Origin of the sequence: Tenacibaculum sp. MAR_2009_124 (genome assembly GCF_900105455.1) — a bacterium.
GTDB lineage: Bacteria > Bacteroidota > Bacteroidia > Flavobacteriales > Flavobacteriaceae > Polaribacter.
Window position 1 is genome coordinate 49944 of the sequence record NZ_FNSF01000007.1, and the last position, 13361, is coordinate 63304.

Annotated in this window: 15 protein-coding genes and 1 pseudogene; 2 read left to right on the forward strand and 14 right to left on the reverse strand. The window is 30.3% G+C overall.

Annotated elements, in window-relative coordinates:
- Positions 1–84: 84 nt before the first annotated feature.
- From BLW23_RS17215 to BLW23_RS17270, 12 genes and pseudogenes are all read right to left on the reverse strand, one after another.
- Positions 85–1659 carry a serine hydrolase domain-containing protein gene (locus BLW23_RS17215; RefSeq protein ID WP_093672186.1) on the reverse strand — a complete coding sequence of 525 codons (1575 nt, stop codon included), beginning with the start codon at positions 1657–1659 and terminating at the stop codon, positions 85–87.
- Positions 1660–1794: 135 nt separating this feature from the next.
- Entirely contained in the window at positions 1795–2394 is a 600-nt protein-coding gene (locus tag BLW23_RS17220) for a hypothetical protein (protein WP_093672188.1), read from the reverse strand.
- Between the two features lie 145 nt (positions 2395–2539).
- Complete coding sequence (locus tag BLW23_RS17225; protein WP_093672190.1) at positions 2540–3253, reverse strand: DUF3667 domain-containing protein; 714 nt, start codon at positions 3251–3253, stop codon at positions 2540–2542.
- A 172-nt stretch (positions 3254–3425) separates the two neighbouring features.
- Positions 3426–4106 (reverse strand): HupE/UreJ family protein, encoded by a 681-nt coding sequence (locus BLW23_RS17230; RefSeq protein ID WP_093672192.1) that lies wholly within the window; start codon positions 4104–4106, stop codon positions 3426–3428.
- Positions 4106–5143 carry a DUF4198 domain-containing protein gene (locus BLW23_RS17235; RefSeq protein WP_093672194.1) on the reverse strand — a complete coding sequence of 346 codons (1038 nt, stop codon included), beginning with the start codon at positions 5141–5143 and terminating at the stop codon, positions 4106–4108. Before BLW23_RS17235 ends, BLW23_RS17230 begins: the two co-directional genes overlap by 1 nt.
- A gap of 382 nt (positions 5144–5525) precedes the next feature.
- Positions 5526–5939: a GlcG/HbpS family heme-binding protein gene (locus tag BLW23_RS17240; RefSeq protein ID WP_093672196.1), complete on the reverse strand. Its 414-nt coding sequence runs from the start codon at positions 5937–5939 to the stop codon at positions 5526–5528.
- A 117-nt stretch (positions 5940–6056) separates the two neighbouring features.
- Positions 6057–6895, reverse strand: a pseudogene (locus BLW23_RS17245) (helix-turn-helix domain-containing protein).
- 237 nt (positions 6896–7132) lie between these two features.
- The gene (locus BLW23_RS17250; protein ID WP_093672198.1) at positions 7133–7555 is read right to left on the reverse strand and encodes a VOC family protein; all 423 of its coding nucleotides are present in this window, start codon (positions 7553–7555) and stop codon (positions 7133–7135) included.
- Positions 7556–7621: 66 nt separating this feature from the next.
- Positions 7622–8341: a helix-turn-helix transcriptional regulator gene (locus BLW23_RS17255; protein WP_093672200.1), complete on the reverse strand. Its 720-nt coding sequence runs from the start codon at positions 8339–8341 to the stop codon at positions 7622–7624.
- A gap of 257 nt (positions 8342–8598) precedes the next feature.
- Positions 8599–9102, reverse strand: a complete 504-nt coding sequence (locus BLW23_RS17260; protein WP_093672202.1) for a hypothetical protein — start codon at positions 9100–9102, stop codon at positions 8599–8601.
- 124 nt (positions 9103–9226) lie between these two features.
- Positions 9227–10255 carry a serine hydrolase domain-containing protein gene (locus BLW23_RS17265; RefSeq protein WP_093672204.1) on the reverse strand — a complete coding sequence of 343 codons (1029 nt, stop codon included), beginning with the start codon at positions 10253–10255 and terminating at the stop codon, positions 9227–9229.
- A gap of 355 nt (positions 10256–10610) precedes the next feature.
- Positions 10611–10895 (reverse strand): hypothetical protein, encoded by a 285-nt coding sequence (locus BLW23_RS17270; RefSeq protein ID WP_093672206.1) that lies wholly within the window; start codon positions 10893–10895, stop codon positions 10611–10613.
- A 78-nt stretch (positions 10896–10973) separates the two neighbouring features.
- Between BLW23_RS17270 and BLW23_RS17275 the strand changes: the two genes are divergently transcribed.
- Both BLW23_RS17275 and BLW23_RS17280 read left to right on the forward strand, forming a co-directional pair.
- Complete coding sequence (locus BLW23_RS17275) at positions 10974–11240, forward strand: transposase (protein WP_093667736.1); 267 nt, start codon at positions 10974–10976, stop codon at positions 11238–11240.
- A gap of 35 nt (positions 11241–11275) precedes the next feature.
- Positions 11276–12118, forward strand: a complete 843-nt coding sequence (locus BLW23_RS17280) for an IS3 family transposase (protein WP_255362750.1) — start codon at positions 11276–11278, stop codon at positions 12116–12118.
- Here BLW23_RS17280 and BLW23_RS17285 read toward each other — a convergent pair.
- Together BLW23_RS17285 and BLW23_RS17290 are read right to left on the reverse strand one after the other, a co-directional pair.
- Positions 12104–12643, reverse strand: coding sequence for a hypothetical protein (locus tag BLW23_RS17285; protein WP_093672208.1), 540 nt, complete (start codon positions 12641–12643; stop codon positions 12104–12106). The genes BLW23_RS17280 and BLW23_RS17285 overlap by 15 nt on opposite strands.
- Before the next feature lie 209 nt (positions 12644–12852).
- On the reverse strand, positions 12853–13323 hold the full coding sequence (locus BLW23_RS17290) for a hypothetical protein (RefSeq protein ID WP_143032218.1): 471 nt from the start codon (positions 13321–13323) through the stop codon (positions 12853–12855).
- Between the last annotated feature and the right edge of the window lie 38 nt (positions 13324–13361).

A 13361-nucleotide genomic window follows, 5' to 3' on the forward strand; every position in this document is an offset into this window, starting at 1 on the left:
GTTTTTGATATTTAATCAAAAACGCTTTTATTTTGGAAATCCTTTATTCATTATAGTAAGAAGGATTTTTCGGTAGAGAAACTACTATTTCTTGTTCGACCTATACGATACTGTCATTTTCTGAATCATGGGGTTACTTTCTGGTGTCAATGTGAAAAACACGTTAATACCACCATGTTCACATTTTATGTTAAAACTTCCTCGTAATTGATTTCTTGAATAAATTTCACCAATCTCTTTAATACTTCCTGCTTTATCTATAATTCCTTGAATTTCTTTCAATCGTCTATCTTTTGATATATCAAGGAAGAAATTCTTAGCGAAAACATCCCTGTTTAAATCGATTTTTCCATCCGAGAACAAACTGGCAATTTCTTTCTTTTTTGATTTTAAAATATTTGAACTTGGTAATTTTCTTGGTTGTAATTTTAACCTTTCAAAAAGAATTTTTTCTATTTTATCATAAGGAATAGGTTTGGTATATGTTAAATTACCGAAAGCCATAATTCCAATTCCATATTGAGGATAAAAAACATAGTTACTTGCAAATCCAGGAAGGGCTCCTCCATGAGAAATTTTTACAATACGCTTACAATCTATTGAAATACCTAAACCATAACCATAGCCAATCATGCTGACACAAGATTCATTATTCCAGTCTTTGTTCCATGAATTTAAAAAATTATATTGAGGTGTATGCATTTCTCTAAGAGTACTACGCTTTACAGGACCGTTGTCTTTTTCATTTCGTGCTGGCCATGCGTTTAAGTGAAAACTCACATATTTACTAAAATCTTCAATAGACGTTATCAATCCTCCCATTGCTCCGTATGTTCCATCATGTAATAATAACTCTTTTTTCCACTTTTTATCTTCCCATCGATATCCACTGGCTAATTGTTCTTTAGGAATATCACTGTATTCCCAATACGTATTTTTCATACCTAAAGGGTTTAAAATATTTGTAGTGATGTATTTTTGATATGGAACGCCAGATACTTTACTAATTATGTATCCCAATAAAGCATAACCAGTATTACTGTATTCATATTGATAGGAAGAAATTTTTGATAGCGATAACCCGTTGGATACAATTTTTAAAAAAGATTTGGTAGATAAGTCAAGTTGTCGATCTCCCCAGGGGTTATCTTCAGGAAAACCGGCGGTCATAGTTAATAAATTTTCAATATCGATAATTGGAGAATCTTCGGTTAAGTATTTTAAACTTTTGATTTCAGGAACATATTTAAGAACAGGATCATTTAATGATAGTTTTCCTTCATCTCTTAGTTTTAGAATTGCCATAGCAGTAAAACTTTTCGTCATAGAAGCAATTCTAAAGGATGTATAGTTGGTAACAGGTATGTTGTTTTCTAACTGAGAGACACCTGTTGATGATGCGAGGACTAATGAATTATCTACGACAATCCCATAGGCAATTCCAGGGATTTTTTTATTGAATGAGTGTTCCGAAAATATTTCTTGTAATTCTGGAGCAATACTTTTTAATTTTTCTATTCTACTGTCATGAATAAATTGAGGTTCTTTGTAAGTATCAGAAATTAGTTTTTTACTAGGTTCTTTTTTCGAAGAGTGTTTTTTATCACAAGAAATTGTAAAGAAGCAAATTGTTAATACTAAAATTAAGCCGTTTTTCATTTGTTTATTAATATTTTAATGAAAGACTCAATTTTTTTAGAGTTGTAGCATTTGTGAAGGAGATTTCAAAAATTACTTCATTTTGCTAAATGAATAGTAGTTTCGATAAGAGTGTAACTATTTAACTTCTAGGTGCTATTTTATTTCCTTTATTAATTGTTCAATCGCATTTAATATAGATTTTTCATAGTTGCGAAGGTCATAAGCCATTAATTCAATAGCGCTAAATATATCGACTACTTTTGTTGAAGAATCAAGATTAATCATTTTAGTTAGTACCGTATTTCCAAATTTAGAATACATATCTTGATGCTTATATATTTTTGAAATTTTTTGGATAAGTTTAAGGTCATATTCTCTTATTATCCCACTAATTTTGGCGGCTTCAAAAGCTGTGTCCTCAAGGTTTGCTATTTTAATTCCGTTCCAGCCTTTTAACTTGGTATGTTTAAACGATTTATTTCCCATATAAGGAGCAAAAAAATCTTTTGTGCCTAATGTTTCACCAATGCTATCAATTTCCACTTTAATTGATAAATGGTATTTGAAGGATTCTTGAAGACTTTTTTTGTTACTTTCTAATTCTTGAATTATATATTTGATTGATTTCTCTTTTTCTTTTTTGGTTTTCTTTTCATTTTGTATTTCACTAGTATAAACACCAAGATATACACCAAAAGCAACGATTAAAAACTCTATAAAATATTTTAATATTCTCTTCGTGTTTTTTTTCATGTATGTCAATTTTGAAATTAAAAGTAAAGCTTAAATCTCCGTTTGTAATGGATTTAAAGTTACTGTTTTTTTATGAGTATTGAATTCGTCGTTTTTGAACCTATAAAGAATTTTGATTTATGGAAATACTATGATTTAGATGCTATTAAAAATCGAATTGAACCTTTAATACACCAAGGATAATAATTAATACAATCCATTGAAGTATGAACAAAATTAACGCTGCAAAGGTTATTAATAAGGACTCGAATACATTGTTTTTTTGTTTGAAAATTTTAAAGATTAACAATGAAATAACTCCAAAAACTACTGGGTCAAAAAACAATGGTATTTTAAAAAGTAAATAACTAACTATTCCAATAGCGGTGGCTTGACCAATAATGAATGAACTAATGGCTAAATATTCGGGGAAATTGTGTTTGCGAAACAATAGTTTTAATGTTGCCCCTAAAGGAATTATTGAAAATATCCAGAAATACTTGATATATGCTCTTAATAAATATCCAATTTCATAGGCTATTTTTCTTATTCCTGATTTTGGTGAGGAAATAATATCAGTAGGGTCTTTTGGTATCCTAACTATTGTAATTATAATTAAGTACAACGAGATGGTTAAAATAAGGTAAGAAATTGGGTTCAAAATACCTTTTCTTTTTCCTTTAATATACTCTAAAACAGTTTTTTTAGGAGCTAGAAATAGGGACTTTAAGTTAAAAAGAAATCCTCTATCCATGTTGACGAAAGTGGAAAACGTACTTTCAACTATTGAAGAAATTGTAATTCTCATTACACCATTTCTTTGACCACAATTTGGACAGAAATTTTCATCATGTTCAGTATTACATGAAACACATTTCATTTATTTTAATTTAAGATTAAAGCTGTAGTTTGATAGTTTGGTGTAACTGTTTGTTTCGGATAAAGATAATACTTTTCATAAAAGAAGATCAATTAAAAAATCCCTGTAAACTTTATGAAAGATAGTTTACAGGGATAAGTAATTAAATATTTAAATATTTAAATTATTTATATTAATGACCATTAAAGTATCCGTATAATTGATAAATAAATAGCCATATTCCTGCGAGTACTAAGTACCAGTTTACTGCTTTATAGAATGCTGGGAATTCCTTGTGTTTCTGTGAGAATGTAATAATAAATACAATAGGAATTAAAGCAAGAACTTGTCCTATCTCTACACCAACGTTGAAACATAAAATTTTGGCTAAAAAAAGCTCTGCTCCAATATCAAAAGACTGTAATCGGGTGGAAAGTCCAAAGCCATGTATCAATCCAAAAAGGCCTACCATAAGTAATAAATTTGGAGATTTGATATTTAACTTTTTGAATCCACTTAGGTTTTCAAACCCTTTATATAAAACACTAAGAGCAATAACTGCATCGACTAAATGTTCATTCGCGGTGATTCCAGTATATGTAGCACCAATTAATGTAACACAATGCCCAAAAGTAAAAACAGTAATAAATTTTAAAATGTCTTTAAAACCATTTAAGTAAAATATAACCCCAGCTAAGAAAAGTAGGTGGTCATAGCCTGTTAGCATGTGTGTCGCACCTACCTGAACATAGGCCCATAAGCCTCCATTATGCAAAATTTCCTGATCGGCACTGGTAACATCATGCGCAAATGTCATAAAAGGAACGAAGACTAGTAGAAGAGATAAAGCTAGTTTTAAATTTACTTTTCTCATTAATCTTTTTTTCTGAAGATTAAAAACAAAACTCCTACTACTAATAAACTACCAACGATAAATAACCAAGTAGGAATACTTTCTTCATGGTGGTGATCATGCGTGTGCGTTGTAGCATCATGTTTATGGTTTACTTCAAACGTAAGTGTAGACCATTTAGATTTGTGTGTTAATTCATCACTATCGGGCGTGTTAACCATGTAAATAGTTCTGAGGTAATAAATACCATCTTCTGGAAGATTAACGAATACTATTCCCTGATTATTTGTTCGTAACTGTTGGCCATTAGTATGAGTGTGAGTTTCTTTTGATTCAGATTTATGAGGATGATGGTGGTCATTTTTGTCATGAGTATGGTCATCATGTGAGTGCCCATGAGTACTATTTACATAGTCAGCATATACCAATTGGTTTGGTAGAGCTTTCCCATCAACCAATAGTTTTACAGCAAGAGTGTCACCGCTGTATTTTTCATAAGGATTTGTTTGTGGAACAAATTCAATAGGATAGCCTAGTATTGTTTTCCAATCATCTGTTTTGATGTCACCGACTTGATAAATTGCTTTCACATGTTTTTGATAGCTTTCTACGGCGTCTTTATCTAATAAATTGTTTTTAGTACGATGCTCTAAAATGTCTAAAACTCCGTCATGTTTTAAATAGTCGTTAAACTCATCAGCAGAAAGGCCAATACTTCTAGTTTTAGTAGATATACCTGCAACATAGGTTCCAGCTTTTCCAGTATTGAAATATACTTTTGTTAGTGTACTATCTTCATCTTTCCATTGATCTGGTTTAATGGCTACTTTTTTACCTTGAGAAATAAAAAAAGCATCAAGAATACGGTCTCGTGCGATCGTATTTTCGCTATTTTCAAAAGTTCCATTATATAGACTTAAAGTAGCTTGCTGATTTGGCTGTAAGAAATAAGTTTCCATTTTTATATACAAGTCATGGCTGTAAAATACTGCGATAACTAATAGTAAATAAAAGGGGTTGTAAAATCGGGTTTTTAATTTTTTTGAAAGAGCTTTCATACTTTAGTATTGATTGTTCGTTTTATCCTTTACGACTGGTGTCTTATCTGGGGGTAAAGATAGTCGTAAACCATCATACAAATCAAGATAAAGAGGTATATAAGTACGTTAGTTTTAGCTTGTTTTTATAGGTGTTATGTATGGTGTTTATACTTAATTATTTAAATAAAACCTGAAGATAGAAATCATAGTAATATTTGATGTTTCGAAGTTAAATAGCTTCAATAAACTAAAATTTCAATAGTATTATTTGTTTAAAAGTAGTTATACGATAGAAAAAGAAAAATCGAGTATCGAAGTAAATTAGGGAGAGGTGTTTCTTTTAAAGAAAAAGGAGGACAAACTAAAACTTAATTGCCCTCTTTTAGTTCTTATTCCGTTGTTATAAAATTGTCAATGCCAATGCCAATGCGCCTGCTTCTGCTACGGTATGATCATTTTCAACAGAACTTCCACTTACTCCAATAGCTCCAATAATTTTACCTTCAGGATTTTTAATTGGTACACCTCCTGGAAATGTAATTAGTCCGGTATTTGAATGTTCAATATTAAATAACGGTTGACCTGGTTGAGACAATTCTCCAATAATTCCAGTATTCATATCAAAATAACGAGCTGTTTTTGCTTTTTTAATTGAAATATCTAAGGAACCTAGCCAAGCACCGTCCATGCGTCCAAATGCAACTAAATTTGCACCTGAATCTACAATTGCAATATTCATTTTAGTATCAATTGCTATGGATTTTTGTTTTGCTGCTGCGATTGCTTTTTCCGCTTGTTCTAATGTTATATTCATAACTTCCTATTTTGTAGTGTTCGTGATTTGATACAAAAGTATGAGGAGATTACTCTTGTTGAGTTACGAAAATAGTTCAATGACTTATGAAAAAAGGTCAAATTTTCAGAAAGAGTTTTAATTAGAGGTCTGATTTGGACTAAAACCAAATTTCTTTTTAAAGGCGGTGCTAAAGTTGGAAAGGTTGTTATAACCAAAATCGAAATAGATGTCTGATGGCTTTAAATTTCCTTGTTCTAGTGTTTTTTTTGCTTTTTGAAGTCGTTTATCCTGAAGCCATTTTCCAGGTGATACCCCATATTCTTTTATGAAGTGACGTTTAAAAGTAGACAAACTCATATTGCACAAAAATGCGATTTCTTCCAATTTTAAGTTAGAATGAATTTTACTTTCTATAATTTTTTTAAAAGTCGAAGTTTTTTTAACTATTAAAGAGTGTAGATATAGTTCAAACTTTTTTCCATATTTCTGGAGAAGATAAAGCATTAATTCTTCAAACTTAACTGAAAATAAGTTTTCAGCAAAAACCTGAGGTGCTTCACTAATTGTAGATAATGAATTTAGGTATGAAGTGATATATGAGTCATTTTTAATTATAAAATAAGGAATTTCTTCTTCTACTATTTTATGGTGTTTCGTATGTTTTTCTAGAAACTCGTTTAGTTTTTTTCTGAAAAGAAGAAGAGTTTACAGTAATAAATTTCATCAGTATCAAGTAACTCCGTCCATAGCCAATTCCCTTTTTTTAATAACAAAGATTGATCTTTGTTTACAGCAACGGTGGTTCCCGCAAAGTGTACTTGCTTTTTTCCTACTTGTAAAAAGCTAAACATATTCATACTTAAATTCACCTTACTTTTTACGACGTCATCGGTCATTTTAAAATCATAAACGAACAAATCACAATTTTCTCGATTATTCTTAATATAAAGTTCAGGAATGTTTTCTATCGGCATTTTTTTAGCTTGTATATAATGTGTCCAACATATTAGTAACAGTGGATACGCATTGGAATGCTTAGTTTTGTTTAGGATAAATATACAATTTATAAAATACAACGACAGTTAATAATTACCAGATCTAGTCTTCAATTATCATTTAATTTTTGAACTAATAAACCATAAATAAAGTTAAAAGAAGAGGCTAATTATCTTTAAAAGAGATAGTTAGTCACAGTTCAATTTGGTTACAAATTAATAGCCACTTTTCTCTGCGTTGGAGTAATTAAGATACCAATGTATTCCGTACTTATCTATAATGCAAGCTAGATTTGAATCAATTGTCGTTTGGAAAAAATCGTGAGTAACTTTACCGCCAACTTTTAGTTTGTTAAAAACTTCTGTATGTTCATTTTTATTGGTGAAATTTACAGTCATTCCAATACCGTTACCATAAGTAACAGTTTCTTTTTCAAATCCGTCGGAAATGTAGAAATGAAGATTTTCAGCTTTAAACTCGGCATGTGCTATTTTGTTTTTGTAATTTTCAGAAACAGTATAATTTGTCTCCGAAAATCGTTGTAAAAAGATGGTGTTGCCATTAAAACAATGTTCATAAAAATCTAGAGCTGCTTCAGTATTTCCTTTTATTGTTAAATAAGCTATAAGTGTTTTCACGTTGATCTATTTTAGGGAACAAAATTAAAACTCAATTCTACTAAAAAATTGAACGCAGTTGCTATTTTATAATTTCGAAGGTAAAACTCCAAATGAATTTTTATATGTTCTTGTAAAATGAGCTTGATCTGCAAAGTTCCCTGAGTAGGCAGATTGCGTTAAGTTTTGGTTTTGATAAATAGCTTTTATGGATTTAACTAATTTAGTATGTAAAACGAATTTTTTTAAGGTGATTCCTGTTTCTTGTTTGAATAGATGAGAAAGTCTAAAAGTTGAAAGGTTAACGGTTTTAGAAATTGATTTTAAAGATGTGTTTTCTGTTTTTTGAATTATATCAATTACTTTTTTAATTCTTTTATCTATAGTAAGATTGTTTGTAGTTGGTTTAATCTCTTTTATAGTTGAGTTAATCAGTTCTTCTGTGAGTTTTTCTTGATTTCCTTTATGTAAAGCCCATTTTTTGATAAACATAATTATGTTTTCTGTTTGACTTTTAGATAGTTCTGTAAAAGGGATATCTCTATCTATTAGTTTTAAGCCTTGTTCTGAAAATGGTTCAATATGAATAAAGGCAATACTATTATTTTCGGGGCTGTTAAATTGTCGAATTGTATTGGGTTGAATAACAATACCTGAAGAGGATATTTGTTTTTGTTCAATAAAGCAATCAAAATTGTCTTTAAATGAAATTATGACGGTTATAGCTTGATGTATGTGTGTTTTAGTTTGTATGTTTTCTTCAATATAAACCCCTCCAATGTTAGAAAATCCAATTTTTTTATTCATGCTTTTTCTTTAGAATTATAGACGGTGATTTTTTCATATTGTAAATAACGAAAGCCTGAGAGTAAACTCCATTTTATTTTCAAAACTAGTTAATATTGGTTAATCTTCTATTTTTAAATGTGTTGGTTTTATGAAAATAGTTGCTAAATAAAGGTAAAAAGCTTCCTGTTTTATAAAAAAAATGAGATAAAGTTCTGAAATAAGGTATAAGAGGCAAGTCCCTTATTCATTATGGGCATTGCTATCTATTGAACATTCTAACAAGGCGACCAATATTCTAGTTGGGTTAATTTGCCGTCTTTTATACTAATGCGTATTCCGTCATCAGTTTTTTTGCAAAAGAGAACTATTGTTCCTTTTAACTTTTTTCCAAAATGCTTAGCCAATTTATTTCCAAAAATTTCAATTAGTTCCTTTAAATCGGTCCCACATGTCAAATTTCGATTACCGTATTTTATTATGATAGAATTATCATTTTCTAAATGAATTTGTTCTATGACGTAAAGTTCTTTTTTGTTTCCAGTGAATTTTAGTTTACCATAATCTAAAGTTAGATACTTACTATCTGGAAAATCCGTTAATAAAAAACCACATTCATGATTTGAGTCATATACTTTTGTTGGCTTACCTAATTTTTTTTCAATTTCTGATTTGGTAGAATAAAAATTAAGTCCGTTGTATTTTATTAAATCGAAGTCAATAGATTGCGCAAAACACAATTCTACTGTTAATAAGAATATGATTAAACTCAGTGTTCCCATTTTTTGTGAAAGGTGATAGCTTTTAGGTGTATGGTTTGTATGGTATTTCAAGACTTAATCTTTCAGGTTGTTAAACTGCTTTGTTAAAAACTATATTTCGAATTCGCTGTGTTTTTTGTTGTGGCTAGTTTTTATTTTTAATAATTTCTACAATTCGGTTAATTGTAATTTCCGATAAGTTCCATTCATAACCGTTAAAATCTGTGGTATTGATAAATTGAACCACTACAGCATCTATATCTTTGTGGTACTCTGCGAGACTTTGATAGCCAACGACCAAACCTCCATGATTATATTCGTAAGGATAAATTTCTTGCTCACCTTCGTCAAATACAGAACCATCGTTTAAGGCTCGCAAGAACTTACCCACATCTTCTATTGTAGCCAACATTCCATATTCACGAGCTTTAAAATCTTTCTCATATCCTACATAATATCCACTCATAACATCATCTAAATCGACCTCAGTAATTGAAAAAAAGGTGTTTTTCAACTTTAATGGAATCAATATTTTCTTTTTGATATACTGATTGTGGCTATATCCTAAAACATTATCCATAATTCGACGAAGTAATAAAAAATTCGTATTTGAATATTCATATCCTCCATTAGGTTTAAAACTGGCGGGTAGATCGAGAGCAAAATCTAAGGCGTTTTGGCCATTTTCCTGTTCGTTTTCCCAATAATCTGGATTATCTGTGAAATTTGGAATACCAGATCGATGCTGAATCATCATCCTCAAGGTAATTTCTTCGGCATTTTCAATCCTATCTCCAAGTTCTGGAAGATAATTGGCGAGCGTTTTGTCAAAAGATAAACGATTTTCTTTTACCAATTTAGTAGCTGCTACGGCTGTATACAGCTTGCTAATACTGGCAATTTTGAACAAAGATTTCGGATTGGCTGGTATTTTATTTTCTCTATTTTTCCAACCTCCTGTGTAATATTTTGGTGGTTTTCCTGCTTGATCCACATAAACAATCATACCGTCAAAACCATGTCCAATTGCTTCATTTACTTGTTCTTGAACGGTATTAGGTGTCGGTAATATCCAAGCTTTTACCAAAATCCATGGTACAAAAAACATAGATATTACTGTTCCAACAAGTAAAAGCAGTCTTAAGATCAATTTGGTTTTTTTATTTTTTTTCATCTTTTCTTTTCGGTCTACGGTTATCTTTTTGAATTTAATAATGATAAACTCTTGTATATTTAGAACTCTTTGTCATTCTTCAAATTAGCCATAACGATTTTGTTTATAGTTTGGTGCGTTGTTTTTAATATCTAATGTAATGAATACAAATCGAATATGGAAATTGTGAGGGGGTTGGTTGGTAGTAGAATACTCGTACTGAGTTATGGAAGTTTTAAGTTAGCATTTTATTAAATTAGATACTTAATTATACAGAATCAAAAGAGTGGAATAAGGTTATGATATACGCAGAGACTTTGGTTAATAATTAAGGGAGTTTTATTTGGTTTTTACCTCAGTTCTTTGTTGCCCATAGTTATTTTTCTAATTTCATTTCGTTCAAGCTTATTTTCTCTTTCTTTCTTGGATATTTTCCATGCTCAAATGTTAATTCAAAATCGTATTCAAAATTTTCTTTATCAGTTCGCTCCAATGAAATTAAATCAACATTGTAGAAGTAACCAATTCTATATAATTCGTAATCCTCTCCAAGTTCTTCTGGTTCAATAACGATATATATTGAATCTGTACAATTACACATTTCAAGAGGCAAAGATTCTCCGTCACAAATGCTAAAAGCTGAATATCCGAAAGAATTCAATTTCTCCCTATGTAGCCTTCCCCAAAACCAGGACAGTTTAAAATTCGAATTTACTAACTTTAAACTCAAACTGTCACAATGAAAATCAGCAAGTTTAGCGAGAGTCAGATAATCAAGGCTCTCAAGGAAAATGAACAAGGTAGGTCTGTAGGTGATTTATCAAGAGAATTAGGAATCGATAAAAGTACTTTTTATTACTGGCGAAAAAAGTATGGAGGTATGGAACAACAGCAACTAAAACGTTTAAAAGAGTTAGAGGAAGAGAATAATAGGCTCAAGCAAATGTATGCAGATGTAAGTTTGGATGTCAAAATGCTAAAAGACGTACTATCAAAAAAGTTCTAAAGCCTTCCGACAAAAGAGTTCGTGTAAAGTATCTCATCAAAGCGTATGTGATTTCTATAGTCCATGCCTGCAAAGTTGTAGGCCTTAGTAGATCGATTTGGTATTACCAGAGTAAAAAAGATGATAGCGAGGTTATTGATAAGTTAACCGAACTTTCTGAATCGTACCCTACAAGAGGTTTTGATGAGTATTATCATAAGATCCGTCGTGAAGGCTTAATATGGAATAGGAAACGAGTGTTACGAGTGTATCGTGAGATGAAACTCAGTTTAAGACGTAAGCACAAAAAGCGTTTGGTTAAACGTGTAAAACAACCTTTGGAAAGACCTTCAAAACTCAATGAATGTTGGAGCATGGATTTCATGAGTGATGCACTTATTGACGGTAGAAAGGTGCGTGTGTTCAATGTTATTGACGATTGCAATCGTGAAGCACTGGCTATAAATGCTGGTCTTTCATATCCAGCAAGAGCCGTTATCGAAACACTGGAATGCCTAAAAGAAGAAATAGGAGTACCTAAGTATGTGAGATGTGATAATGGTCCAGAGTTTATTTCCAAGATTTTTGTCAACTGGTGCAAAAAGAATTTTATAGAAATTAAATATACACAACCCGGTAAACCTATGCAGAATGGCTATATAGAACGATTCAATCGCTTCTTTAGAGAGGATATATTAAGTGCTTATTATTTTAATGACACTTATCAACTTCAAAAGATAAGTGATAACTGGAGAGAAGACTATAATTTTAATCATCCGCATAAATCTTTGGGATACAAGTCACCTAAAGAGTTTATGCCCAGATTTGATGAAGAATTTAAATTCTTCATCAAATCTGACCTTAATAATAATTATTTGTCGAATTTAGAGGTGTCCTAAAAAAGGAAAGGCTACAAAGTCAATAAACCAAGTTTTTAATATTTTATCAAAAAATTCAACATCCTCATTCTCTACTAAACTAAAAACCATTCTTTCATTTGGATTTTCAATTAATTCACATTGAGTTAAAGCAACGTATTGGTCAGAATTTTTAAATATCAAATTCACTTCGTCAAGAATTGAATAATTAGGTTTAGGTGATGAAGTTTTGATTATTTTCTCTAAAATCAACACTTTTAGACTGTCTTTTTGAATGTAAACCAAAGCCTTATCTGAATTACCTAAAACTTGTGCACTTACTTTTTCAAATCCGTTATACTTTTCTAAATCCGTTATATTTCGGAAAGTAACATTTTCAGAATCATTTTTAGAGATAGGCTTGGTATCAGAATTAAATTTCTTTTCTGAATTTTCTTTTTCAAGTTCAATTTTTGAATCAGTTTTCGATTCCGATTTTTTCTTTCCTTTTTGACAACTGAATGTCAAAATCAGGACTAAAATTATTATGATATTCTCGGTTTTCATAAATTGTTTACAACGGTTCGGCTAAGGTTAGTACGGGATTAAATTAGCATTTAATTTCGGATTAAGCGATTAGCCAAAACTTTTTATTTTGTTTTATCTTTTTCTGTTCTAAAGCCAAATCAAAAGATTTGGCGGACTTTATTAAAGTACACAAAACTTTCGATTAAGCACCAAAACCCGTATTAATTATAACCAATGTTGTAAAACGTTTATATTAATTCTTTCATCTTTCTATTAAACTTATCAAAGAATCGTAAAATAACTTTACCATCATTAGTCATACCTCCATAACACCATATCAATAAATCAATTTTTTTTCCATTTACTATTTCCGATGAAAAAGGAACACATCCGTGAGACATATATCCTTTTAAAAGAAAATATATTCCATCATTATATAATTCAGTAGCTAATTCCTCTGCGTGCTTATCTAACATTAAAAATTCACTTTCGATAAGTTGTATTTTTTTTGCACTTAGACTAATTGTAGTAATAATATTTACGTTATTAAGTCTTGTTTTATATTTTTTTTCAAGTTCCGAGAAGAACTCTTTATTACCAAGATTTGAAGGAATATAATTAATTAAATAATTAAATTTTTCAGATAAATTGTCTGACTGTTGTGAATAAATATTACAACAGAAAAGCAAAATAGATAATATGATGGTTATTCTTCTCAAAATGTTTTACAACGGTTTGGCTAAGCTGCGTTTTAATG

Coding starts and splice junctions, on each gene's coding strand:
- BLW23_RS17275 (WP_093667736.1), top strand. CDS start 10,974: ATGAAAATCAGCAAGTTTAGCGAGAGTCAGATAATCAAGGCTCTCAAG.
- BLW23_RS17225 (WP_093672190.1), bottom strand. CDS start 3,253: ATGAAATGTGTTTCATGTAATACTGAACATGATGAAAATTTCTGTCCA.
- BLW23_RS17230 (WP_093672192.1), bottom strand. CDS start 4,106: ATGAGAAAAGTAAATTTAAAACTAGCTTTATCTCTTCTACTAGTCTTC.
- BLW23_RS17260 (WP_093672202.1), bottom strand. CDS start 9,102: ATGGGAACACTGAGTTTAATCATATTCTTATTAACAGTAGAATTGTGT.
- BLW23_RS17240 (WP_093672196.1), bottom strand. CDS start 5,939: ATGAATATAACATTAGAACAAGCGGAAAAAGCAATCGCAGCAGCAAAA.
- BLW23_RS17255 (WP_093672200.1), bottom strand. CDS start 8,341: ATGAATAAAAAAATTGGATTTTCTAACATTGGAGGGGTTTATATTGAA.
- BLW23_RS17235 (WP_093672194.1), bottom strand. CDS start 5,143: ATGAAAGCTCTTTCAAAAAAATTAAAAACCCGATTTTACAACCCCTTT.
- BLW23_RS17215 (WP_093672186.1), bottom strand. CDS start 1,659: ATGAAAAACGGCTTAATTTTAGTATTAACAATTTGCTTCTTTACAATT.
- BLW23_RS17265 (WP_093672204.1), bottom strand. CDS start 10,255: ATGAAAAAAAATAAAAAAACCAAATTGATCTTAAGACTGCTTTTACTT.
- BLW23_RS17220 (WP_093672188.1), bottom strand. CDS start 2,394: ATGAAAAAAAACACGAAGAGAATATTAAAATATTTTATAGAGTTTTTA.
- BLW23_RS17285 (WP_093672208.1), bottom strand. CDS start 12,643: ATGAAAACCGAGAATATCATAATAATTTTAGTCCTGATTTTGACATTC.